The organism is uncultured Maribacter sp., from assembly GCF_963974015.1.
Taxonomy (GTDB): Bacteria; Bacteroidota; Bacteroidia; order Flavobacteriales; family Flavobacteriaceae; genus Maribacter.
The window spans coordinates 145,103-167,190 of the sequence record NZ_CAXBBZ010000004.1 but is presented as its reverse complement, the minus strand read 5'-3'; the positions used below and the strand labels follow the sequence as shown (position 1 = coordinate 167,190).

22 protein-coding genes are annotated in these 22,088 nt (G+C 34.3%); 11 read left to right on the top strand and 11 right to left on the bottom strand.

The annotated features are described in order from the left end of the window. Position 1: 1 nt before the first annotated feature. The 3 genes from crtI to AACZ41_RS09340 are packed head-to-tail and all read left to right on the top strand — an operon-like array spanning position 2 to position 2,753. Positions 2–1,459, top strand: a complete 1,458-nt coding sequence (crtI, locus tag AACZ41_RS09350; protein ID WP_339628152.1) for a phytoene desaturase family protein — start codon at positions 2–4, stop codon at positions 1,457–1,459. 8 nt (positions 1,460–1,467) lie between these two features. Next, positions 1,468–2,307, top strand: a complete 840-nt coding sequence (locus AACZ41_RS09345) for a phytoene/squalene synthase family protein (protein ID WP_339628151.1) — start codon at positions 1,468–1,470, stop codon at positions 2,305–2,307. Then, positions 2,307–2,753, top strand: a complete 447-nt coding sequence (locus AACZ41_RS09340) for a beta-carotene hydroxylase (protein ID WP_339628150.1) — start codon at positions 2,307–2,309, stop codon at positions 2,751–2,753. Before AACZ41_RS09345 ends, AACZ41_RS09340 begins: the two co-directional genes overlap by 1 nt. A 122-nt stretch (positions 2,754–2,875) precedes the next feature. On the opposite strand, the gene AACZ41_RS09335 is transcribed toward AACZ41_RS09340, so the two are convergent. From AACZ41_RS09335 to AACZ41_RS09315, 5 genes are all read right to left on the bottom strand, one after another. After that, positions 2,876–3,430: a TlpA disulfide reductase family protein gene (locus AACZ41_RS09335; protein WP_339628148.1), complete on the bottom strand. Its 555-nt coding sequence runs from the start codon at positions 3,428–3,430 to the stop codon at positions 2,876–2,878. 78 nt (positions 3,431–3,508) lie between these two features. Then, a complete protein-coding gene (locus AACZ41_RS09330; RefSeq protein ID WP_339628147.1) occupies positions 3,509–5,782 on the bottom strand; it encodes an aconitate hydratase in 2,274 nt (757 codons plus the stop codon). 186 nt (positions 5,783–5,968) lie between these two features. After that, positions 5,969–6,922 (bottom strand): MoxR family ATPase, encoded by a 954-nt coding sequence (locus AACZ41_RS09325; RefSeq protein WP_339628146.1) that lies wholly within the window; start codon positions 6,920–6,922, stop codon positions 5,969–5,971. Between the two features lie 4 nt (positions 6,923–6,926). Beyond that, on the bottom strand, positions 6,927–8,408 hold the full coding sequence (locus AACZ41_RS09320) for a peptidylprolyl isomerase (protein WP_339628145.1): 1,482 nt from the start codon (positions 8,406–8,408) through the stop codon (positions 6,927–6,929). Then, complete coding sequence (locus AACZ41_RS09315) at positions 8,359–9,258, bottom strand: peptidyl-prolyl cis-trans isomerase (protein ID WP_339628144.1); 900 nt, start codon at positions 9,256–9,258, stop codon at positions 8,359–8,361. Before AACZ41_RS09315 ends, AACZ41_RS09320 begins: the two co-directional genes overlap by 50 nt. A gap of 209 nt (positions 9,259–9,467) precedes the next feature. Here AACZ41_RS09315 and AACZ41_RS09310 point away from each other — a divergent pair, with 209 nt between their 5' ends. From AACZ41_RS09310 to AACZ41_RS09295, 4 genes are all read left to right on the top strand, one after another. Then, entirely contained in the window at positions 9,468–9,719 is a 252-nt protein-coding gene (locus tag AACZ41_RS09310) for a hypothetical protein (protein ID WP_339628143.1), read from the top strand. 2 nt (positions 9,720–9,721) lie between these two features. Further along, entirely contained in the window at positions 9,722–10,849 is a 1,128-nt protein-coding gene (locus AACZ41_RS09305) for a serine hydrolase (RefSeq protein ID WP_339628142.1), read from the top strand. 23 nt (positions 10,850–10,872) lie between these two features. Further along, on the top strand, positions 10,873–11,616 hold the full coding sequence (rluF, locus tag AACZ41_RS09300; RefSeq protein WP_339628141.1) for a 23S rRNA pseudouridine(2604) synthase RluF: 744 nt from the start codon (positions 10,873–10,875) through the stop codon (positions 11,614–11,616). A gap of 110 nt (positions 11,617–11,726) precedes the next feature. Then, a complete protein-coding gene (locus tag AACZ41_RS09295; protein WP_339628140.1) occupies positions 11,727–13,040 on the top strand; it encodes a carboxypeptidase-like regulatory domain-containing protein in 1,314 nt (437 codons plus the stop codon). Positions 13,041–13,108: 68 nt separating this feature from the next. Here the strand turns inward: AACZ41_RS09295 and AACZ41_RS09290 are convergent, their stop codons facing one another. Both AACZ41_RS09290 and AACZ41_RS09285 read right to left on the bottom strand, forming a co-directional pair. Continuing rightward, positions 13,109–13,621, bottom strand: a complete 513-nt coding sequence (locus AACZ41_RS09290; RefSeq protein ID WP_339628139.1) for a fasciclin domain-containing protein — start codon at positions 13,619–13,621, stop codon at positions 13,109–13,111. A gap of 460 nt (positions 13,622–14,081) precedes the next feature. Then, a complete protein-coding gene (locus AACZ41_RS09285) occupies positions 14,082–16,292 on the bottom strand; it encodes an ATP-dependent DNA helicase RecQ (RefSeq protein ID WP_339628138.1) in 2,211 nt (736 codons plus the stop codon). 187 nt (positions 16,293–16,479) lie between these two features. Here AACZ41_RS09285 and AACZ41_RS09280 point away from each other — a divergent pair, with 187 nt between their 5' ends. From AACZ41_RS09280 to lptB, 4 genes are read left to right on the top strand one after another with little or no spacing between them, the layout of a single operon-like run. Further along, positions 16,480–17,445: a KpsF/GutQ family sugar-phosphate isomerase gene (locus AACZ41_RS09280; RefSeq protein WP_339628203.1), complete on the top strand. Its 966-nt coding sequence runs from the start codon at positions 16,480–16,482 to the stop codon at positions 17,443–17,445. Next, on the top strand, positions 17,445–18,296 hold the full coding sequence (gene tatC / locus AACZ41_RS09275) for a twin-arginine translocase subunit TatC (RefSeq protein ID WP_339628137.1): 852 nt from the start codon (positions 17,445–17,447) through the stop codon (positions 18,294–18,296). The genes AACZ41_RS09280 and tatC overlap by 1 nt, the downstream gene beginning before the upstream one ends. Continuing rightward, complete coding sequence (locus AACZ41_RS09270) at positions 18,280–18,630, top strand: carboxymuconolactone decarboxylase family protein (protein WP_339628136.1); 351 nt, start codon at positions 18,280–18,282, stop codon at positions 18,628–18,630. The genes tatC and AACZ41_RS09270 overlap by 17 nt, the downstream gene beginning before the upstream one ends. Positions 18,631–18,681: 51 nt before the next feature. Further along, entirely contained in the window at positions 18,682–19,422 is a 741-nt protein-coding gene (lptB, locus tag AACZ41_RS09265; protein ID WP_339628135.1) for an LPS export ABC transporter ATP-binding protein, read from the top strand. A 21-nt stretch (positions 19,423–19,443) separates the two neighbouring features. On the opposite strand, the gene AACZ41_RS09260 is transcribed toward lptB, so the two are convergent. Genes AACZ41_RS09260 through AACZ41_RS09245 form a run of 4 tightly spaced genes read right to left on the bottom strand, consistent with a single transcriptional unit; the run spans position 19,444 to position 22,087 of the window. Then, positions 19,444–19,845 carry a DUF4345 domain-containing protein gene (locus AACZ41_RS09260; protein ID WP_339628134.1) on the bottom strand — a complete coding sequence of 134 codons (402 nt, stop codon included), beginning with the start codon at positions 19,843–19,845 and terminating at the stop codon, positions 19,444–19,446. Continuing rightward, complete coding sequence (locus AACZ41_RS09255) at positions 19,808–21,091, bottom strand: MFS transporter (protein WP_339628133.1); 1,284 nt, start codon at positions 21,089–21,091, stop codon at positions 19,808–19,810. The genes AACZ41_RS09260 and AACZ41_RS09255 overlap by 38 nt, the downstream gene beginning before the upstream one ends. Beyond that, positions 21,088–21,567, bottom strand: coding sequence for a GyrI-like domain-containing protein (locus AACZ41_RS09250; protein ID WP_339628132.1), 480 nt, complete (start codon positions 21,565–21,567; stop codon positions 21,088–21,090). The genes AACZ41_RS09255 and AACZ41_RS09250 overlap by 4 nt, the downstream gene beginning before the upstream one ends. A 7-nt stretch (positions 21,568–21,574) precedes the next feature. Next, positions 21,575–22,087, bottom strand: coding sequence for a GNAT family N-acetyltransferase (locus AACZ41_RS09245; protein ID WP_339628131.1), 513 nt, complete (start codon positions 22,085–22,087; stop codon positions 21,575–21,577). Between the last annotated feature and the right edge of the window lies 1 nt (position 22,088).

Here is a 22,088-nt window from a genome sequence, read left to right as displayed (position 1 = left end):
AATGAAGAAAAATTGCATCGTAATAGGTTCTGGTTTCGCATCTTTATCAGCAGCATGTTACTTGGCAAAAGATGGGTGGAACGTTTCTGTTTATGAAAAAAACGACTCTGTGGGTGGGCGTGCTTCTCAATTTGTTAAAGACGGTTTTACCTTTGATATGGGGCCAAGTTGGTACTGGATGCCAGATATCTTCGATAAGTTCTTTTCTGATTTCAATAAAAAAACCTCCGATTATTATCAACTAGATAAATTGAGTCCTGCGTACAAAATTTACTTTTCTGACGACATCATTACCATTGGTGATTCGATGGATAAAATTTGTATGGAATTTGAAAGAATTGAACCTGGCAGCTCAAAGGAGTTGAAAAAGTTTATTCAAGAGGCACAAATTAATTATGATATTGCAATTAATAAAATTGTTTTGAGACCAGGTCTTTCTCCCTTAGAATTGGTAACAAAAGAAACTATTTTAAAAGTCGACCAATTTTTTAAGACTATAAGTTCTCAAGTTAGAAAACGATTTAAAAATCAGAAATTAATATCTACATTAGAATTTCCGGTATTATTTTTAGGTGCAAAACCTAGTAATACTCCGTCATTTTATAGTTTTATGAATTTTGCCGATTTTGGGTTAGGCACTTGGCATCCTAAAGGGGGAATGTATGAGGTGATAAAGGCCATGCAGAATCTTGCTATTGAATTGGGCGTTACTATACACACATCTAAGCCCGTTGATAAAATATTAGTTACGAACGGAAAAGCATTAGGGATTTCATCTGGTGGAGAAATATATAATTCAGATGTGATTTTGAGCGGTGCAGACTATCATCATTCAGAAAGTTTACTTGAACAAAAATATAGACAATACTCAGAGTCGTATTGGGACAAGAAAGTATTTGCACCATCATCATTGCTTTTTTATATTGGTTTTGACACCAAACTGAAGAATATTGAGCATCATAATCTGTTTTTTGATACCGATTTTGAGTTGCACGCAAAAGAAATATATGATAATCCACAATGGCCATCCAATCCATTGTTCTATGCAAATTTTCCATCAATTACGGACAATAGCATGGCGCCAAAAGATTGTGAAACGGGTTTTTTCTTGGTACCTATTGCTACCAATTTAGAAGATACACAAGAATTAAGAGATCAATATTTCGAATTAATTATGAAAAGATTTGAATTAAGAACTGGTCAAAACATAAGAAATAATATTATATTCAAGAAGGCATTTTGCGTTAAGGATTTTAAAGAGCGATACAACTCATATAAAGGAAATGCTTACGGCATGGCAAATACCCTTACGCAAACGGCATTTTTGAGACCCAATTTAAGAAGTAAAAAAGTAACTGATTTATATTTTACAGGGCAACTGACTGTACCTGGGCCCGGAGTTCCTCCTGCATTGATCTCTGGTAAATTAGTGTCAGAATTAATTATAAAAGATAATTAGTTTAACGCATGAAAGTAACTTTTGACCAAGTCTCGTACCAATGTAGTAAAGTCGTTACTGAACGATACAGCACTTCGTTTGCATTAGCAACAAAGATGCTGCATTCATCTATTCGAGGCCATATATATAATATTTACGGCTTTGTTCGCTTTGCCGATGAAATAGTAGATACATTTCATGATTACGATAAAGTAGTACTTTTTGATAAATTTGAACAAGAACTGGAAGCGGCACTAATTGACAAAATTAGTCTTAATCCTATTTTGAACTCTTTTCAACATACCTATCATACGTACAATATACCTAAGCATCTTGTTGATTCTTTTATGAAGAGCATGCGAATGGATTTAGTAAAAAATGTATATCTAACAGATGCAGAATACAAAGAATACATATATGGATCAGCAGATGTAGTTGGTTTAATGTGTTTAAAGGTATTTGTAAAAGGTGATATTGAGAAATATGAAGGATTAAAGGAATCAGCAATGGCTTTGGGATCGGCATTTCAAAAAGTGAATTTTCTAAGAGATGTAAAGGCAGATTTTGAAGAATTAAATAGATCCTATTTTCCAAACACCAATTTAATGGAACTAGATGAAAATTCTAAAAAACGAATTGTTGAAGAGATTAAAGCAGATTTTAAGTTAGGTTATAAAGGAATTATCGCCTTACCAACAGAAGCTAAATTCGGTGTTTACACAGCTTTTAAATATTATTACAAACTATTAAAAAAACTACAAAGCACCCCATCTTTAGAAATTAAGAATGCACGAATAAGAGTACCCAACTATCAAAAATTTGGACTTTTGGCACGCTCTTATGTTAAATATAAAATGAACTTAGTATAATGAATATAGTAGTGTGGATAATAATATTTTTAGGAACTTTTTTGTTCATGGAATTTATGGCGTGGTTTACGCACAAATACATAATGCATGGTTTTCTATGGAGTTTACATAGGGATCATCACAAAAAAGATCATGATTCATGGTTCGAAAGAAATGATGCTTTTTTTATTTTTTATGCAATTGTTAGCATGTCTTTATTCTATTTTGGCACCACCGGTTTTTGGTATGGCTATCCATTAGGGTTTGGAATATTAGCGTATGGCATAGCTTATTTCTTAGTGCATGACATTTTCATTCACCAACGTTTTAAACTCTTTAGAAACGCTAATAACTGGTATAGCAGAGGTGTAAGAAGAGCTCATAAAATGCATCATAAACATTTAGGAAAGGGTGATGGAGAATGTTTTGGTATGCTTTTCGTGCCTTTTAAATACTTTAAGAAGTAATCCAATAGAGAATTCGTATCAATTTTACCAACCGAGAAACATTCACCAGAAAAGTAGTTTTGCTTTTTTATCATTTAAAATTGATAAAACAGTTGAGAATTAAACTACCAAATTTCAATCTATTATTCCGATATTAATTTGTTTAAAAGATTGTTCACTTTTTCATTGTCCCAATCAGCTATAGCATTTTGGTGTATTACGATAAAACCATTCTTATCTATTACGTAAGATCCTGGTGGCTTAAGCAATGATAATGGACTCGTTTCTCCTATAATTTGGTATGTTACAGGAAAAGTGTATCCTTTCTCTTTCATAAAAAGTTCAACAGGCTCTCTTTCCTCATTTGTTATTATATAGAACTTTATCTTAGTACCAAAAGTATCGTATAGATATTGAATATCTTTTAATTGTGCCTGTGAAGGCATGTGCCAAGATGTCCAAAAAGTTATGAATGCTACTTTTTCTTTAGCCTCATTGAAATTAATAAATTTCCAACTTTCATCCTTAAGTTTCCAATCATAATCAGAAATCTTACCTCTTTTTTCTTGCTTGATAATCGTTGGTGAAGTAGCAAAAATTCTATTAAGGAGTATTTTGCTGTAATCACCCAAAGGCGTAACAAAAAATGAAAGTACAAATGCAATAATCATTAGGGTAATAACCGTCTGTCTCTTCATTGAAATTTAATAGGGTTCAAAACTAAAAAACTCCTGATTATAATCAGGAGTTTTGCTTACTTATTTTAAGCTATTGATTTATGAAGCATTTTCCCTCTTAATTACATTAAGAGCAGAACCTTCTCTATACCATCCTATTTGGGCAGCATTATATGTATGATTTACTTTAATTACATCGTTACTACCATCAGCATGTACAATCTCTATTGTTAATTGTTTGTCCGGTGCAAATTCTGAAATATCCAGAAAGTTAAATGTATCGTCTTCTTGAATTAGGTCATAATCACTTTCATTTGCAAAAGTCAACCCTAACATACCTTGTTTTTTAAGGTTTGTTTCATGTATACGCGCAAATGACTTAACTATAACAGCGGCAACCCCTAAATGACGAGGCTCCATAGCAGCGTGCTCACGAGAAGAACCTTCACCGTAGTTATGATCGCCCACAACGATACTTCTAACACCAGCAGCTTTGTACGCGCGTGCTGTATCAGGAACACCGCCAAATTCACCTGTTAATTGATTTTTAACCATGTTAGTCTTATGACCAAAAGCATTAACCGCACCAATTAAACAGTTGTTAGATATGTTATCTAAATGACCACGGAAACGTAACCAAGGACCTGCCATTGATATATGATCCGTAGTACATTTACCAAAAGCTTTAATCAACAATTTAGCACCTTTTAGACTTTCGTCCTTTATAGGTGTAAATGGTTCTAATAATTGTAATCTTTCAGAATCTAAAGCTACTTTAACAACCACACCAGAACCATCTTTGTCTGGAGCAAGGTAACCTGCATCTTCCACTTCAAAACCTTTTGGAGGTAATTCCCATCCTGTTGGCTCATCGAACATGACTTCTTCACCATTTTCATTGATTAATTTATCCGTCATCGGATTAAAATCTAATCTGCCAGCAATTGCGATAGCCGCAGTTATTTCTGGAGAAGCTACGAAAGCGTGCGTATTTGGGTTACCATCTGCACGTTTTGCAAAGTTTCTATTGAAAGAATGTACAATACTGTTTTTCGGTGCATTTTTAGGATCGCTGTAACGCGCCCATTGACCGATACATGGTCCACATGCATTAGTGAATATTTTAGCGTCCAATTTCTCAAAAATTCCAAGAATACCATCACGAGCAGCTGTATAACGAACTTGCTCGGAACCAGGGTTAATTCCTAATTCAGCTTTCATTTTTATTCCTTTATCAATTGCTTGTTGTGCAATTGAAGATGCTCTAGACAAATCTTCATAAGAAGAGTTCGTACAAGAACCTATTAATCCCCACTCAACAGCTAATGGCCATTCATGCGCAGTAGCCTTCTCTGTCATATCGTGACCAACTTTAGTCGACAAATCTGGTGTAAAAGGACCATTCAACAATGGTGTTAATTCTGATAAGTTTATTTCAATAACTTCATCAAAATATTGTTCTGGGTTTGCATATACCTCGGCATCTGCAGTTAAATGCTCTCTAACTTTGTTTGCAGCATCAGCAATATCAGCTCTATCGGTAGCTCTTAAATAACGCTCCATTGAGTCATCATAACCAAATGTAGATGTAGTAGCACCAATTTCAGCACCCATGTTACAAATAGTTCCTTTACCAGTACATGATAATGATTTAGCACCAGAACCAAAATATTCTACAATTGCTCCCGTTCCACCTTTTACGGTAAGAATTTCGGCAACTTTTAGTATTACATCTTTAGGTGCCGTCCAACCAGAAATTGTTCCAGTCAACTTAACACCGATTAATTTCGGGAATTTTAATTCCCAAGCCATACCTGCCATTACATCAACGGCATCAGCACCACCAACACCTATTGCAACCATTCCTAATCCACCTGCATTTACAGTATGTGAATCTGTACCTATCATCATGCCTCCTGGGAACGCATAATTTTCTAGGACAACTTGGTGAATGATACCTGCACCTGGTTTCCAAAAACCAATTCCGTATTTATTAGAAACAGATTCTAAAAAATCGAACACTTCAGCACTGGTTGTATTTGCAGATTTCAAATCTGCTGTAGCCCCATTTTTTGCCTGAATCAAGTGATCACAGTGAACTGTAGTTGGTACTGCTACTTTCGGCTTACCAGCTTGCATAAACTGCAATAAAGCCATTTGAGCGGTTGCATCTTGACAAGCGATACGATCCGGGGCAAAATCAACATAATCTTTACCTCTCGTAAATGCCTTAGTTGGCGCCCCATCCCAAAGATGTGAGTATAAAATTTTCTCAGAAAGGGTAAGTGGTTTTCCGACAATACTCCTAGCCTCATCAACACGTTTAGCCATATTAGCGTAAACCCCTTTTATCATATCAATATCAAATGCCATTCTTTATCTTATTTTAAGTTAGCGCAATTCGGTAAATTTAAGAAAATCTACAACGCAATTAAAATTAAATAAGTATGATTGTTCGGTTTTTCTTTAATAGGTTAACATTGTATAACCAACACATTCTACAGAATGGGTTCATTGTAACAATTTGTATATAAAAAGCTAAAAATATAAGAGGGAAGGTTAAAGCAATTTATCGATGATATCCTCTTCGCTGATACCTTCTGCTTCTGCTTTATAGTTTTTGATAATACGATGGCGAAGTATACCTTTTACGACCACATGTACATCTTCTATATCTGGTGAAAATTTACCATGAATTGCAGCATTTGCCTTGGCGCCTAAAATAAGATTTTGTGATGCCCTTGGGCCAGCACCCCAATCTAAATATTGCTTCACATAGTCTGAAGCTGAATCTAAATTTGGTCTAGTACTGTTCACTAATTTAACAGCATACTCTACAACATTATCGGCAACAGGAATTCTTCGTATTAATTCTTGAATTTCTATAATATCCTGAGCGCTAAAAAGAGGATTTATAGTTTGCTTAATATTAGCGGTTGTATTCTTAACCACTTGAATTTCTTCTGCAACAGAAGGATATTTTAATTCTATTGCAAACATAAAACGATCTAATTGGGCTTCTGGCAAAGGATAAGTACCTTCTTGCTCAATTGGGTTCTGAGTAGCTAAAACAAAATATGGAAGTTCTAATTTATGCTGATGGCCGGCAATTGTAACCGCTCTTTCTTGCATTGCCTCTAAAAGTGCCGCCTGTGTTTTTGGTGGAGTTCTATTAATTTCATCAGCCAAAATGATGTTTGAAAAAATAGGCCCTTTAAGAAATTTAAAATTTCTATTCTGATCTAATATTTCACTACCAAGTATATCACTAGGCATTAAATCGGGAGTAAATTGTATTCTTTTAAAATCTAAACCTAAAGCTTTTGCGATGGTATTCACCATCAACGTTTTTGCTAGACCAGGAACACCTATCAATAATGAGTGTCCCCCTGTGTAAATTGAAAGCAAAATCTGTTCAATTACTTCATCTTGACCTACAATAACCTTAGCTATTTCCTTTTTAAGCTCGGCATGTTTTAAAACTAGGCGTTCTATAGCGGCAACGTCTGACATATATCTATTGCTTTACCCAATTGTTAGCGAACTCACAATTTCTGTTTTCGTCGTTCACACTAATATAGGTTTCTTCAATATGATCGTCCATCCATTTTTTAATGGCGTTATATTTCTTCTCGGTAAGTGCCAAATCTTGAATTTTAGTATAATCTTTTGAAAAGTCGGCCACATGCTCATCAAACCTATTGGTAATCTTTAAAATTTTATATTTAGGTGGCCCACCGCGGGGGTCTTGCTCTAAAACTGGGTACGTAATCTCATTATCCTTTATACCCTGTACTTGATTGTATAATGTAGGATCCATTTTTGTCAGCTCGAATCGTGAACTAAAATCTTGAGGATTTCTTAGCAGTCCGCCATCAAACTTAGTTTCTTTTTCATCAGAAAAATTCAGTGCGGCTTCGGCAAAAGTAAATTCTTTATTTATGATTTTTTTTCGTATACTATCTAATTCAGCTTTTGCTTCATCAAGCACATTTTGAGAAATTTCTGGCTGAACGAGTATATGCCTTATATCTAATTCTTGACCTCTAATTTTCTCAACAAAAATTATATGATAACCTGAAGGTGTTTCAAAAGGCTCAGAAACTTCACCTTCCTTTAGGCTAAATGCAACATCTTTAAATGCTTTATGAAATCCAGTTTCTTTAGTAATGCTGTAAAAACCACCTTTTGAGGACGATCCAGGGTCTTTAGAATACAATATAGCTTTAACACTAAAACTAGCATCATTATCTTCGACATCTGCTTTAATTTGATTTAATTTATCGACTGCTTTCTGTATCTCCTCGTCAGATGCCTTTGGCTCTTTTGTAATTTGAGCTATTTCTAATTCAGCACCAAAAATTGGACGTTCATCTTCAGGTATCTTGTTAAAGAATTGACGAACTTCTTCAGGTGTAATTTCAATTTCTTTAATAATATCTTGCTGCATACGCTCAGAAAGCATTCGCAATTTATTTATCTTATATAATTCTTCTCTAAAAGTCGCTTCATCTTCTTTCTTGTAATACTTCAAGACCTTATCCATAGAACCAATTTGTTGTACTAAAGATTGTAATTGACGATCACCTGTTGCATTAACCTCATCGTCAGACACCAAAATACTATCTTGAACAGCTTGGTTAGCGTATAAACGGTCTTCCATCAACTTACCTAAAAGGCCACAGTGAGTAATATCTTCTGTTGAAGCTCCCTGACTTTTTAAATCGATCATTGTTTTTTCGATATCAGAATCTAAGATCACATAATCACCAACAACAGCCGAAATACCATCTAATTTAATTTTCTTGAAATTGATTGATGAGTCCTTTTTAGCTACAGTTGCTTCGGCAACAGCTTCTACTGGTTCAACTTCATTATCGGTTACTGTTGGTATAGAATCTTGTGCTGAAACAACACTAGAGAACAGTATAACCGAACCGATATAAATACTATTTTTTACTTTCGAAAACTTCAAATTCTTTATCCTTGATTGCTTCATCTAATAATTCAGTTTCTAGTTTACGCAGGTAGTCCATTTTTCTGCGACTTAATAAAACTTGTTCTATGGTAGGCTTAATAAATGACAAAGGTGCAATTTCATTGACATCCTTTATTTCTTCAATTTTCCCCAAATATACCCCGATTGAATCCTCCAATTCAAAAAATTGTGAATTTTTTAAGTACTTATCGGCATTGTCGATGTTAATTGGGGGTATTTCTTCAAAAATTCTAGTAAATCGCACCCAAATAGAATCATTAAAATTCAACTTATTGAATTGCACGCCAATAGAATCTAGATAACGGACATCTTCTTCCTTAAACCTCTTCATCCGCTTGGACACCTCTTCTTTATCCATAAATCCCTTTGGCAAAGACACAAATCGTATTCTAGCAATTCTTTCTTTCAGCTTAAAATTTTCCTTTCCTTTCTCATAGAAAGTCTCTAATTGAGCATCAGTAATAATAGTATCTGTTGCTTGTGAAACCAAAGCTTCCTTATAAACGCGTGTATATAAATCTGTTCTATAATCGTCTACCAACGCATTGTACTCAGCTAATTTATCTTCAGACAAATTAATTTTGGCTTTTGACAGCAGTAATTGTTTCGATGCCCAGTTATTGATAAAGTTAACAGCAAAAGATGCACTGTCCCCTTTGGTCATGTTTTCAGTTATTAATGGCGCTAAATCTTCTTGAAACAAATAAGCATCGCCTACTCTGGCAATTGGGTTCTTCCGCTCTTCTTTTTTAAAAAGACCTTCACAAGAAACAATTACAAAAGACAGCAACCCTATTAGTAGGATAGAATATGTCCTATGGAATAAAAATTCTGATTTATTAAAAAACATCAAGCAAAAATAGCAATAACCCTATCGTGTGCAAATGCTTATTGATTTACTTAACATAAATTTTGGTGTTATAATATAAAACAAAACCTTATTATGGATAAAAAATGAAAAATTGCATTGTTGTAAACCATAACATATTGGCAAACGAACTAATCAATTTTAGGTAAATTTGCCTATATATAGTCGTTAATTTTAAAACCAACAATAACTTGAGCAGACAAATAAAATTACTTTGGGATTTCAGAGGTCCAGCTGCACTAAAAACAGCTGAGCACCATGAAAAGCATTTAAAAGAGTTTATTGCCATAGAAAATACAGTTCTTAATATCACAGGTTTTAAAGAAATCAATGATATGCACAGCATTGCGTTTATGGTAGTAGAAGAAAAAGAAATGATTTCGGTTAGGGATATGCTAAAACCCCATCGCGGAGAAGTATACACACCTAATAAAATTCACTAATCATGAAACAACTCTTATTTTTACTAAGTTGCGTTTTTTTAGGCTCTTGCTCTTCACAAGGGCAAAATTTAAATTTTCTTGAGACTGCTTTATCCTCGCAAAATCCAAAAATTAAAAGGGTGATGGATAATATTGCAAGCTATCAGGTTCAAATACGATATACACAAATTAATAGAAGAAATGATAGTGTAATTTTCACTGACTATGATTTTCAGGTGAACGATAGCAATTATTTTTATCCGGCAAGTACGGCTAAATTCCCAACTGCGGTATTGGCATTAGAAAGATTGAACACTACCGACACCCTATCCATGGATACCAAATACTATGTAGAAGGTGACACCATTCAAAGTACTTTCAAACAAGATGTGTCTGAAATTTTTGCAGTAAGTGATAATTTAGCAAACAATAGATTAGTAGAATTGTTAGGTTTCGAGGACATTAATAATACCTTAAGAAAAAAAGGCATTACACCCGTTAGAATAGCACATAGGCTTGGAGAGCATTCAGATAATCTAAGTACCAAGCCATTAATAATTTATTTAAATGATTCTACCACCGGTATAACCAAATCAATATTAAACAAAATACCTTTAGAACTAAACCTTTTGAACATAACTAAAGGTTCTGGTTTTTACGAAGATGATATTTTAATTAAAGAACCTTTCGATTTTAGCAGTAAAAATTACTTTCCCATTTCATCGCAACACAGTCTGATCAAAAGAGTCATATTCCCCCAAAATTTCGACATTAACGAACGATTTAATCTAAGCGAAGTACAACGTGAATATTTGTTATCAGCTATGCATACGGTACCTAGAAAAATAGGGTATGACCCTAAAATATATTATGATGGCTACTGCAAGTTTTTCATATATGGTGATACTAAAGAAAATATACCTGAACATATTGAAATTTATAATAAAGTAGGATTTGCATATGGAACATTAACCGATTGCGCCTATATAAAAGATACAGAAAAGAATATCGATTTTCTTTTAACCGCGACTATCTTAGTAAACAAAGATGGCATATTCAATGATGACGTTTATGAATATGATGAAATTGGCATTCCATTTTTAGCACAATTAGGAAGAGAAATCTATCAACAGGAATTAAAACGTAACTAATACCCGAAACCGCAAGAAAAATCATGCAAGATAATTCCAACAAAACAAGAATTAATAAATATTTAAGCGAAGCAGGTTATTGTTCTCGTAGAGCAGCAGATAAACTTATAGAACAAGGTAGGGTCACTATTAATGGTGCCGTTCCAGAAATGGGAACGAAAATCTCTACAGGTGATGTTATAAAAGTTGATGGCGAACTAATAAATGAACCAAAAGGAAAATCTACTTATTTAGCTTTCAACAAACCTGTCGGCATAGTTTGCACGACAGATACTGGAGTTGAAAAAGATAATATCATTGACTACATCAATTATCCGAAACGTATTTTCCCAATTGGTAGATTAGATAAACCCAGTGAAGGGCTTATTTTTCTTACTGATGATGGTGACATCGTAAATAAAATTTTGAGAGCTCGTAACAATCATGAGAAAGAATATTTAGTAACAGTTGATAAACCTATCACCATAGATTTTCTAAACCGTATGCGTAGAGGTATTCCCATATTAGATACGGTTACTAGAGAATGTGAAGTCTTTGATGTTAGTACGTATCAATTTCGAATTATTTTGACACAAGGTTTAAATAGGCAAATACGTAGAATGTGCGAGTATTTAGATTACAGAGTAAAGAAGTTGAAACGAATTAGAATCATGAATGTACATTTAGATGTACCAGTTGGAAAATGGAGAGACCTAACCGAAGAAGAACTGAAAGAGATTAATAGACTCGTGAGCTCGTCCTCCAAAACATTCGACAGTAACCAGTAAATTCAATACACCCCTTACTGTTTTTGCAATACAACAAACAGGCAAATTATCACGCAAAAATACAGCATAATCCACTAAAAATCATTACCTTAATATAAAAAAGAATCGTAATGAAAACATCACAAAATATCATACAGCAAAAGTACGGACCAAAGTTTCTACTATTTATTTTTCTATTTATTTGTACGGGAGCAAATTTAATTTTTGCCCAAAATTCTAATTTTACAGAATATACAGGTGAAGTTCTTGATTCGAACAATAAAAAACCTTTAGTGTTTGCTACGCTTACAATTGAGAACACTAATCACAGTACAATTACCAATTCAGAGGGGCAATTCGCTCTCAAGGTACCCAATGATGTCGTAAATGGAAATTTAGTCATTGGATTTTTAGGATATAAAACAAAGTCAATTCCACTAGCTCAATTGGATAAAAAAGATAGCAGGATATTGATGGATGAATTTGTAATGGCGCTATCAGAAGCAAGAATAGATGCTCCTAACGATGCTAAAGCCTTGGTGATGGAAACGCTTAATAAGAAAGGTGAAAATTACTTGAACGAGAATACTGTAATGACAGCTTTTTATAGAGAAACGATTAAAAAGAGAAGAACAAATGTTAGTTTATCAGAAGCAGTTGTAAATATTTATAAAGCTCCATATTCATCTAACAAAAGTGATGCGTTAGAATTATATAAAGCGAGAAAGAGTACCGATTATAATAAATTAGATACCGTCGCTTTAAAGCTACAAGGTGGCCCTTTCAATACATTATTTGTAGATATGGTCAAATACCCCGATTATATCTTCACTCAAGAAACCCTCCCCTATTATGACTTTTCATTTGATACATCTACTAGAGTAAATGATCAATTAATCTATGTGATCGATTTCAAACAAAAGCCAGAAATCATAGATCCATTATATAAAGGGAAATTATACATCGATGCAGAAAATAAAATTTTAACTAGCGCAGTCTACTCTTTGAACATTACGGACAGAAGATTAGCATCTCAAATGTTTGTTCTCAAAAAACCTCGGAATGCAGAGGTTTGGCCTACAGAAGTGTCCTATAGAGTGGATTATCGCGAAAAAAATGGAAAATGGTATTATGGGTATAGTAATGTACTTTTAGAATTTAAAATTAACTGGGATAAACGATTGTTTAATTCTGTCTATAGTATGAGCTGTGAAATGGCCGTTACCGATTGGGAGAAAAACATTGATAACTATATACCAAAATCAAAAAATAGGATCAAATCATCCATAATTTTAAGTGATGAAGCTATTGGTTTTGCAGATCCTAATTTTTGGGGTGAATATAATATTATAGAGCCGGAAAAATCAATTGAATCTGCCATCAAAAAAATTCAAAGACAATTACGAAGAGGTAAGTTTGATACTGATGGCACATCGAAACCTTAGAAGAATAATAGTATAGAAAAGCCCATCTATGTATTATAGATGGGCTTTTGTTTTGGGGGAAATTAAAATTACTTCGGCATTACAACTGTATCAATTGCATGTATAACACCATTACTTGCTGCTACATCTGCGATAACAACAGCAGCCATGTTGCCTTTTTCATCTTTCAACATTACTTTATCACCTTTTAATGATAAGATAATTGTACCCCCTTGTACTGTTTTAACAGGAAAAGCACCTTCATTACCCTTAATAGCTTTTACGACATCACCAGCCATATATTTCCCGGCAACAACATGATATGTTAGTAAACCAGCTAAAGCACTTTTACTTTCTGGTTCTAACAAACTTTCTACAGTACCAGCTGGTAGTGCTGCAAAAGCACTGTTTACAGGTGCAAAAACTGTAAAAGGCCCTTCACTACTAAGTGTTTCTACCAAATCAGCAGCCTTAACGGCAGTAACCAATGTTGTAAAATTTTCATTCCCAACGGCAACACCGACAATAGTTTCTGTTTGTGCAAACGATGTTGAAACAAACAACAAAAAGGCACTTAACGTTGTAATTTTTAAAATTCTCATAGTTCTTTTTTTTTATTTCTGTAAATGTAGTTAGTTACATTACATAAGAATCTTAAATTTTGTTTAATTTTTTTTTAAATATGTTAAACAATCTACAATATACTTGAAATCAGTAATTCAAAAAAATAGTTTTAAACCAATAATTACAGATTAACACCAACTCATTACTTGGAGTTATATGAATATTTTACCCGCTAGAAATTTTTAGATGTGAGTGATATGCTTATTAACTACTTAAGATAAAAGATCTTATAGTAGAATAATACATCTGAGAAATTAGAAAAACAATTAGTTAGTCTTTTAATACGAAGTGAATATTCGAAATAAAATATAAGAGGCATTAACTAATTAGAGATAATGTTAGATAACATCATATCTAATTAATTTGTTTTATTGATACCAAGACCGTTTAAACAATTATTTTACTAAATTATGGATTAGTAAATCATAAATTCACTTGTTAGTTAGCAACCTCGCTAATAAATTTCAATCGATACAAGCGAAGTTCCTCTTCTTCATATTCACCGTCAAATTCACTCAATGCTTCCTCCAAATCATCGGTATCAGCTTCTAAAAAGTACTCATGAATTTCTTCTTGTTGATCATCATCTAAGATTTCATCAATCCAATAATTCAAATTTAACTTTGTACCACTGTAAACAATTTGTTCCATCTCCTTAATAAGATCAGGAATTTCCAATCCTTTAGAGGAAGCAATATCGGACAAAGGCAATTTTCTATCCACATTCTGAATTACATAAAGTTTCAAAGCAGAATTAGCACCAGTACTTTTAACAACTAGATCATCAGGTCTAATAATCTCATTCTCGGTTACATAATCATTAATAAAAGTAATGAAAGGCTTACCGTATTTTTTTGCTTTTCCCTCTCCTACACCATGAACATTCAATAATTCGTCATGTGTAATCGGATATTTCAAAGCCATATCTTCTAATGAAGGATCTTGAAACACAACAAATGGAGGCACTCCTAGTTTTTTAGCTTGTGACTTTCTTAAATCTTTCAATTGTTTTAGAAGTCGCTCATCGGCAATTCCACCAGATTTTGCAGCTCCAACAATAGCATTATCATTTTCAGCATTATAAACATGGTCTTTGGTCATCATGAATGAAACAGGATTTTTCAAAAACTTCTTTCCATTTTCGGTCAAATGCAATACACCATACTGTTCAATCTCTTTTTTTAAAAGTCCTGCTACAAGGGTTTGGCGAACTAATGCCATCCAATAGCTTTTATCTTTATCAGAACCGATAGCAAAAAAAACTTTTTCATTGGTCTTATGAGAAGTTATTATGGCATTCATTTTACCACGTAAGGTATTTACAATCTCTTTTGACTTAAATTTTTCGCTTGTACCTTGTACTACCTTAAGTAGTTTTACAACATTATCTTTTGCTTCTTCCTTGTCTTTAGGATTTCGTGTATTATCATCCATTTTAGCACCATCACCATTGACATCGTCAAACTCCTCACCGAAATAGTGTAGCATAAATTTACGTCTAGACATAGACGTTTCTGCATAGGCGACAACTTCTTGCAGCAATGCATTACCTATTTCTTGTTCCGCTACCGGTTTACCCGACATGAACTTCTCTAATTTTTCAATATCCTTATATGAGTAATAAGCCAAACAATGACCTTCACCTCCATCACGACCAGCTCTACCTGTCTCTTGATAATAACTTTCAATACTTTTTGGAATATCATGATGAATTACAAAACGTACATCGGGCTTGTCTATTCCCATACCAAAGGCAATTGTTGCGACCACTACATCTACATCTTCCATCAAGAACATATCTTGATATTTAGATCTTGTCTTTGCATCAAAACCTGCATGATATGGCACTGCACTTACACCGTTCACTTGCAACACCTGGGCCAACTCCTCAACTTTTTTACGGCTTAGGCAATATATAATCCCAGATTTTCCAGAATTTTGTTTTACAAATCTGATTATATCAGCTTCTACATTTTCGGTTTTAGTACGTACTTCATAGAAAAGATTCGGGCGATTGAACGATGCCTTAAATAGCTTCGCGCCGCCAATGCCTAAATTCTTGATAATATCTTCTTGTACTTTAGGAGTAGCCGTAGCCGTTAAGCCTATAATTGGAATATTATCGCCTAAGCGCTCTACAATAGATTTAAGATTACGATACTCAGGTCTAAAATCATGTCCCCATTCAGAAATACAATGTGCCTCATCGACTGCAACAAAAGAAACAACCACCGATCTCAAAAACTCAACATTTTCTTCTTTGGTCAATGACTCAGGTGCAACATATAAAAGCTTAGTAATACCGTTGGTTATATCTTGTTTAACTTGTTTTATCTCACCTTTATTCAATGAGGAATTTAAAACATGGGCAATTCCTATTTCAGAAGAAACCCCACGAATGGCATCTACCTGATTTTTCATTAAAGCAATTAAAGGAGAAACTACAATTGCGGTACCTTCTTGCATAAGGGCCGGTAATTGGTAACATAGCGATTTACCACCACCTGTGGGCATAATCACAAACGTATTATTCCGTTGTAAAACATTTTTGATTACTTCTTCTTGAAGTCCTTTGAACTGAGAAAAACCAAAATATTTTTTTAATGAGGAATGTAAATCTATATTCTCAAAATCTTTACTGTCTGTCACATTTTACATTTAAGGGGAAACTACTTATTATACTAAAACTCATAAGTAAACAAAAATATTATTTACCTAGCTTGGCTGTTCTAAATTATTATGCGATAATCAACATATAAAATTAAGTTTGTTTAATTTTGTCATCTTAAAGATAACACATTCTTTTAGGAATACAATCCATAATTTGAATAATAGATTGATAGCTACGAACACCATTATTGACTTGGCAAAAAAAACCATTGAAACTGAGCGTGATGCTATAGCGCATCTCTCAACACTGCTAACAAATGACTTTGCCAAAGTTGTCAATTGTATTATTGAATCAAAAGGACGGGTAATTATTTCTGGTATTGGAAAAAGTGCCATTATTGCCACGAAAATTGTAGCCACTTTAAATTCTACCGGAACTCCTGCAATTTTTATGCACGCGGGAGACGCTATTCATGGGGACTTAGGTACGGTTCAAGACAATGATGTCGTCATTTGTATTTCAAATAGTGGTAATACTCCTGAAATTAAAATGTTGGTTCCACTTTTAAAAAGAGGAACTAATAAATTGATTGCTATGACCGGTAATACCGAATCTTTTTTGGCAAAGCAAGCAGATTATATTCTAAACACTTTTGTTGAAAAAGAAGCTTGCCCTAACGGATTGGCTCCTACAACGAGTACCACAGCCCAATTAGTAATGGGCGACGCCTTGGCTATTGTTCTTTTGGAGATAAAAGGATTTAGCAGTACAGATTTCGCGAAATACCACCCAGGTGGTTCATTGGGTAAACGTCTTTATCTCAGAGTTGCAGATTTGGTAGGCAAAAATCAAATACCAAGTGTTCAGAAAGATGCCGAAGTTAAAAAAGTTATCGTAGAGATTTCTAAAAAAATGCTAGGAGTTACTGCGGTTCTTGATGGTGAAAAAGTTGTTGGCATCGTAACCGATGGTGATATTAGACGCATGCTTAACAAGCATGATAATATCAAAGACTTGACTGCAGAAGATATCATGACAAGCAACCCTAAAACCATACCTGCAGACACTTTAGCCATCAAAGCATTAGAGCACATGCAGAAAAAAGGAATTTCACAATTACTTGCCATGGATAATGGTACCTATGTTGGTGTTATTCATTTACATAATTTAATTAACGAAGGTATTTTATAATGAAATCCAAAGCTACTACGCCTCACAACGAGATGTCATTTCTCGACCATTTAGAAGAATTAAGATGGCATTTAATTCGGTCTACAGTGGCAATAGTTATCATAGGCTCTGTAGCCTTTTTAATGAAAGATTTCATTTTCGACACGGTCATTTTCGGGCCTAAGAAAATGGATTTCCCAACCTATAAACTCTTTTGCGATATTGCCACCTATTTTGGTTTTGACTCTGCTTTCTGTGCAGAAAAACTACCTTTTACTATTCAAAGTAGATTAATGTCCGGACAGTTTTCTGCGCACATTTGGACATCTATTTGGGCCGGTTTCATCATTGGATTTCCTTATGTTTTGTATGAAATGTGGAAATTCATTAGCCCCGGGCTTTATGAAAAAGAACGAAAGAGCTCAAGAGGCTTTATTCTAATTGCTTCCCTCTTATTTTTCATTGGTGTTCTATTCGGTTATTATGTAGTAGCGCCGCTATCTATAAACTTTTTAGGTACATATCAAGTAAGTTCAGAAGTAACTAACGAATTCGATTTAGCTTCCTATATATCAACCGTTAGGGCTTCTGTAATTGCTTGTGGTATTCTTTTCGAACTACCGATTATAATCTTCTTTTTAACAAAAGTGGGACTTGTTACCCCCGAGATTATGAAGAAGTACCGCAAGATAGCCTTGGTCATCGTACTTATACTATCCGCCGTAATTACTCCACCAGATGTTGCCAGCCAAATCATTGTGGCAATACCAGTATTGATCTTATATCAAGTGAGTATCTATATTTCTGCCATGGTACTTAGAAAAGAAAGAAAAAAAGCTAAAAAAGAAAATACCAATGTCAAACCAAATTGAAGAATTTAACGCCTATCGTTCTAAAATGAACGACAAGCTATTGGCTGATAATAATAAAATTGTTAAACGAATTTTTAATTTGGACACTAATGCGTTTGCTGCGGGTGCATTAGATGTTAAGACCAAAGAATTATTAGGCCTTGTAGCCTCTACCGTTCTTCGTTGCGATGACTGTGTAAAATATCACTTAGAAAGCTCTCATAAAGAAGGTGTTTCGAAAGAAGAGATTATGGAAACTTTAGGTATTGCAACCTTGGTAGGCGGCACGATTGTTATACCTCACTTAAGAAGAGCATATGAATATTGGGAAGAATTAGAAAACCAACAAGGTTAAATAATCCCTAATTACTTTTCTAACAGACCAATAACCAATAGATTTGAAAACATGAAGTTACGTGCCGATAATATTATGAAGTCCTACAGAGGTCGTAGGGTGGTCAAAGGAATTTCTTTGGAAGTAAACCAGGGAGAAATCGTTGGATTACTAGGGCCAAACGGCGCAGGCAAAACAACTTCCTTTTATATGATTGTTGGTCTTATAAAACCCAATGGTGGCAGCATCTATTTAGACGACATGGAAATCACAAAATTCCCCATGTACAAAAGAGCCCAAAATGGCATTGGTTATTTGGCGCAAGAAGCTTCGGTCTTTAGAAAGCTTAGTATTGAAAAGAATATTTTAAGCGTACTTCAACTAACCAAACTAAGCAAAAAAGAGCAACATATGAAAATGGAGTCGCTTATCGAAGAGTTTGGCTTGGGCCATATTCGAAAAAGCCGTGGCGATTTGTTATCTGGTGGCGAGCGAAGAAGAACAGAAATCGCTAGAGCTTTGGCAACTGACCCAAAATTTATATTATTAGACGAACCCTTTGCTGGTGTCGACCCCGTAGCCGTAGAAGACATACAACGCATTGTAGCTCAATTAAAAGATAAAAACATTGGTATTCTTATTACCGACCACAACGTGCAGGAAACGCTTGCTATTACAGAGCGTTCTTATTTAATGTTCGAAGGTGGGATTTTAAAGTCAGGTATTCCTGAAGATTTGGCTGCAGATGAAATGGTACGTAAAGTATATTTAGGCCAAAACTTTGAGCTGCGTAAGAAGAAGTTGGATTTTTAAGCAAAAAACGACCTATCAACTTTATTCTATCTCTTTGTATTTATTCAAATTATAAAGCCCCCATCCAAAAAATAAAAGCTCTAAAATTAAGGCAGGGGTAAAGAGTGGCGACACTCCATCAAATAGGGTACTAACAATTCTACCCAAAGAAATACCTCCCATAAAAAGAACATTGCTTAAAGTGGCCCCAAACCAAAATTTGGGTTTAAAAGTACTTATTAACCAATATGCGCCAATTCCCAAATAAATACCCATGACTGCGCGCAGCATATTCTTCAATTCTAAATCCTGCACTTCAAAGCCCAAAAGTTTAGGCATTATAACGGTTGGATAACATCCATATACAATTCCGGCTATAATAACTATAACCCCAGATAATAATAAATTAATATTCTTTGGGCTTGTCATAGTATCGTTTTCCATAAAGTTTAAAATATCTATATGCTGCTATTCCACCAATGAATGAAAATAATGCTAACATCCAAAATACATGTTGATGTCCTTCCAAACCTGGTGAAGCATCAAGTAAATATCCCATTGCAGGGCCTGCAAAAATATCTGGAGTATAACCTATTAAAGAAATTAATCCTACTGCAGTACCTGTTAATAGCAAAGGAATTTTACCACTTTGCATTACAGCAAAATACAAGGATCGTGCAGCATAAACTCCTATAGCAACGACTAATATCGAGAGAAGAAACACAAAATATGGGATATCCGATACCACACCAGTTGCAAAAACAATAGCACCGAAAAAAGCGATTATAAAACTTAATAATAAGAATAAACTAGGTCTAGAACGGTCTGCCAACACACCAATTAAAAACCCCACAACCGGACGTACAAATAACAAAAAAGTACCCACCTGCGCAGAACCTACTTCATCTAACAGCATAACATCTTGCGCATATAGCGAGAATACATCCGTAATCTTGTAACCCACATAAGCGCATAGAATAATGATCATTAATAATAATACCGATGGCAATCGTAATACCTCCCCTATCTGCGAAACGGTAATACTATCCATAATAATTTTTTTCTCTTGATGTTCTGGTAATTTCATGAACATCCACACCAAGATACCTACAACAGCTACAATTGCTGAGGATATTAATATGACGTAGCGAAAGGCAAACCTGCTTTCTTGTAAGGTTGCAACTTCCAAATCTGTAGTTATAAAATAGGAGAACACCAAAACTCCCATTGTTCCGAAAAGCGCTCCTACAAGACCTCTGCCACCATCTAATAATCCAAATGCTTTGCCTTGATATTTTGGACCGCCCCAAACCCGAGTAGCTTTTATCATCGGTGACCAGAAAAGAAAAATTGTTGTGAAGCCCCAAAATCCATATAAGATTTGAAGCGTTGAATATTCTGGAAAAGTTGCAAAGACCAAGCCACCTAAAGCGGTCATCCAAAGGGCTATTGCAATTAATTTCCTGGGTTGATATTTATCTGCTAATGGCCCTCCAAATAAGTAAGACACTAAGGCTACAAAACCATATACAGAGAAGCAAAGCCCAAGTTCTACATTATCTAATTCAAAAACTTTTAAGACTGTAGGCCTAAATACACGTTGCAAAACAAAGGGTAATATAAAAACGCTTTCCCCAGCTAAAATTAATAGAAACAAGTAATACCAAGGTGCTTTATCAGGGTCTTTCATTTAGTCTTAATCGGAATCCAAATTTCCTCTTCTGAGGTTGAATCGTTGTTTTTATATTTGGCACCTAGAACTTCAAAATGTGGACGGTGATCTAAAATATAATTTGAGTTTGGTATCCACTTTCCATAAATATATTGAAAAAAAGCTTGGGCTTTAGCTGCATCACCTTTAAAATTGAATACGGCATAAAGTCCGCCTTCTAGAAACAAACTACCCAACCCTGAAGGAATTTCTTTAAAACTATCTACCTCAACACAAGCCCACTTTACAAAATTTTTAGCAGGAGAAAACGTTTCAAAATAATCCTCAGGATAATCTTGCAACGAAATAAAGTCTTGAGACAATTTATTTGGAACTTTCTTGCTATGCTGTCTAAAATTTTTCCAAACCTCAAAAGTCTTATTATCGACCAAACTCATTTCTTCACTTAGACCTACAAACTTTTTAGATTTTAACTCAACTATTCTAGGCGTCATCTTTAACTTACTTTAGGTCAATTTCAAATAAACAAACAGGACCTTGTTTGTAATGAGGTGGTAATTCATCAACATTCGGCAGATCAAACATGCCTAAAAAACTAAAACCACAATTACAGTAATGATTAATTAGGCGACTATTATCGCCAATAGTATCTAAACGAATAAATTGTTTCTTATACTTCTCTGCAAGACCTTTAGCCCACTCTACAATTGTACCTACAAAGTTATGACCTCTAAATTCTGGATTTGTAGCTATACGATGAATATAAATGGCGGCATCTTTATTCCGCTCTTGCCAAATTTGTTCGTCAGAAAAAGTAATAGCCCAAATACAGGCAATATCTTCATCAATAAGTAATTTAAACTGTCTTCGTTCATTAATTTCAGTCGTTACCATTTCAAGGTCAAAATCTGGCCAAACGACAACTGTTTTTTTACTTTTTTGGTAATTAGATGCTATGTTATATAATCGAAATATTTCATCTAAATCTTCTGAACTAACATTCTTTACCACCATT

Coding starts and splice junctions, on each gene's coding strand:
- AACZ41_RS09305 (WP_339628142.1), top strand. CDS start 9,722: ATGAAACAACTCTTATTTTTACTAAGTTGCGTTTTTTTAGGCTCTTGC.
- AACZ41_RS09250 (WP_339628132.1), bottom strand. CDS start 21,567: ATGACGCCTAGAATAGTTGAGTTAAAATCTAAAAAGTTTGTAGGTCTA.
- AACZ41_RS09330 (WP_339628147.1), bottom strand. CDS start 5,782: ATGGCATTTGATATTGATATGATAAAAGGGGTTTACGCTAATATGGCT.
- AACZ41_RS09290 (WP_339628139.1), bottom strand. CDS start 13,621: ATGAGAATTTTAAAAATTACAACGTTAAGTGCCTTTTTGTTGTTTGTT.
- crtI (WP_339628152.1), top strand. CDS start 2: ATGAAGAAAAATTGCATCGTAATAGGTTCTGGTTTCGCATCTTTATCA.
- AACZ41_RS09325 (WP_339628146.1), bottom strand. CDS start 6,922: ATGTCAGACGTTGCCGCTATAGAACGCCTAGTTTTAAAACATGCCGAG.
- AACZ41_RS09315 (WP_339628144.1), bottom strand. CDS start 9,258: ATGTTTTTTAATAAATCAGAATTTTTATTCCATAGGACATATTCTATC.
- AACZ41_RS09245 (WP_339628131.1), bottom strand. CDS start 22,087: ATGGTGGTAAAGAATGTTAGTTCAGAAGATTTAGATGAAATATTTCGA.
- AACZ41_RS09335 (WP_339628148.1), bottom strand. CDS start 3,430: ATGAAGAGACAGACGGTTATTACCCTAATGATTATTGCATTTGTACTT.
- AACZ41_RS09255 (WP_339628133.1), bottom strand. CDS start 21,091: ATGAAAGACCCTGATAAAGCACCTTGGTATTACTTGTTTCTATTAATT.
- rluF (WP_339628141.1), top strand. CDS start 10,873: ATGCAAGATAATTCCAACAAAACAAGAATTAATAAATATTTAAGCGAA.
- AACZ41_RS09270 (WP_339628136.1), top strand. CDS start 18,280: ATGTCAAACCAAATTGAAGAATTTAACGCCTATCGTTCTAAAATGAAC.
- AACZ41_RS09320 (WP_339628145.1), bottom strand. CDS start 8,408: ATGAAGCAATCAAGGATAAAGAATTTGAAGTTTTCGAAAGTAAAAAAT.
- lptB (WP_339628135.1), top strand. CDS start 18,682: ATGAAGTTACGTGCCGATAATATTATGAAGTCCTACAGAGGTCGTAGG.
- AACZ41_RS09345 (WP_339628151.1), top strand. CDS start 1,468: ATGAAAGTAACTTTTGACCAAGTCTCGTACCAATGTAGTAAAGTCGTT.
- AACZ41_RS09295 (WP_339628140.1), top strand. CDS start 11,727: ATGAAAACATCACAAAATATCATACAGCAAAAGTACGGACCAAAGTTT.
- tatC (WP_339628137.1), top strand. CDS start 17,445: ATGAAATCCAAAGCTACTACGCCTCACAACGAGATGTCATTTCTCGAC.
- AACZ41_RS09340 (WP_339628150.1), top strand. CDS start 2,307: ATGAATATAGTAGTGTGGATAATAATATTTTTAGGAACTTTTTTGTTC.
- AACZ41_RS09260 (WP_339628134.1), bottom strand. CDS start 19,845: ATGGAAAACGATACTATGACAAGCCCAAAGAATATTAATTTATTATTA.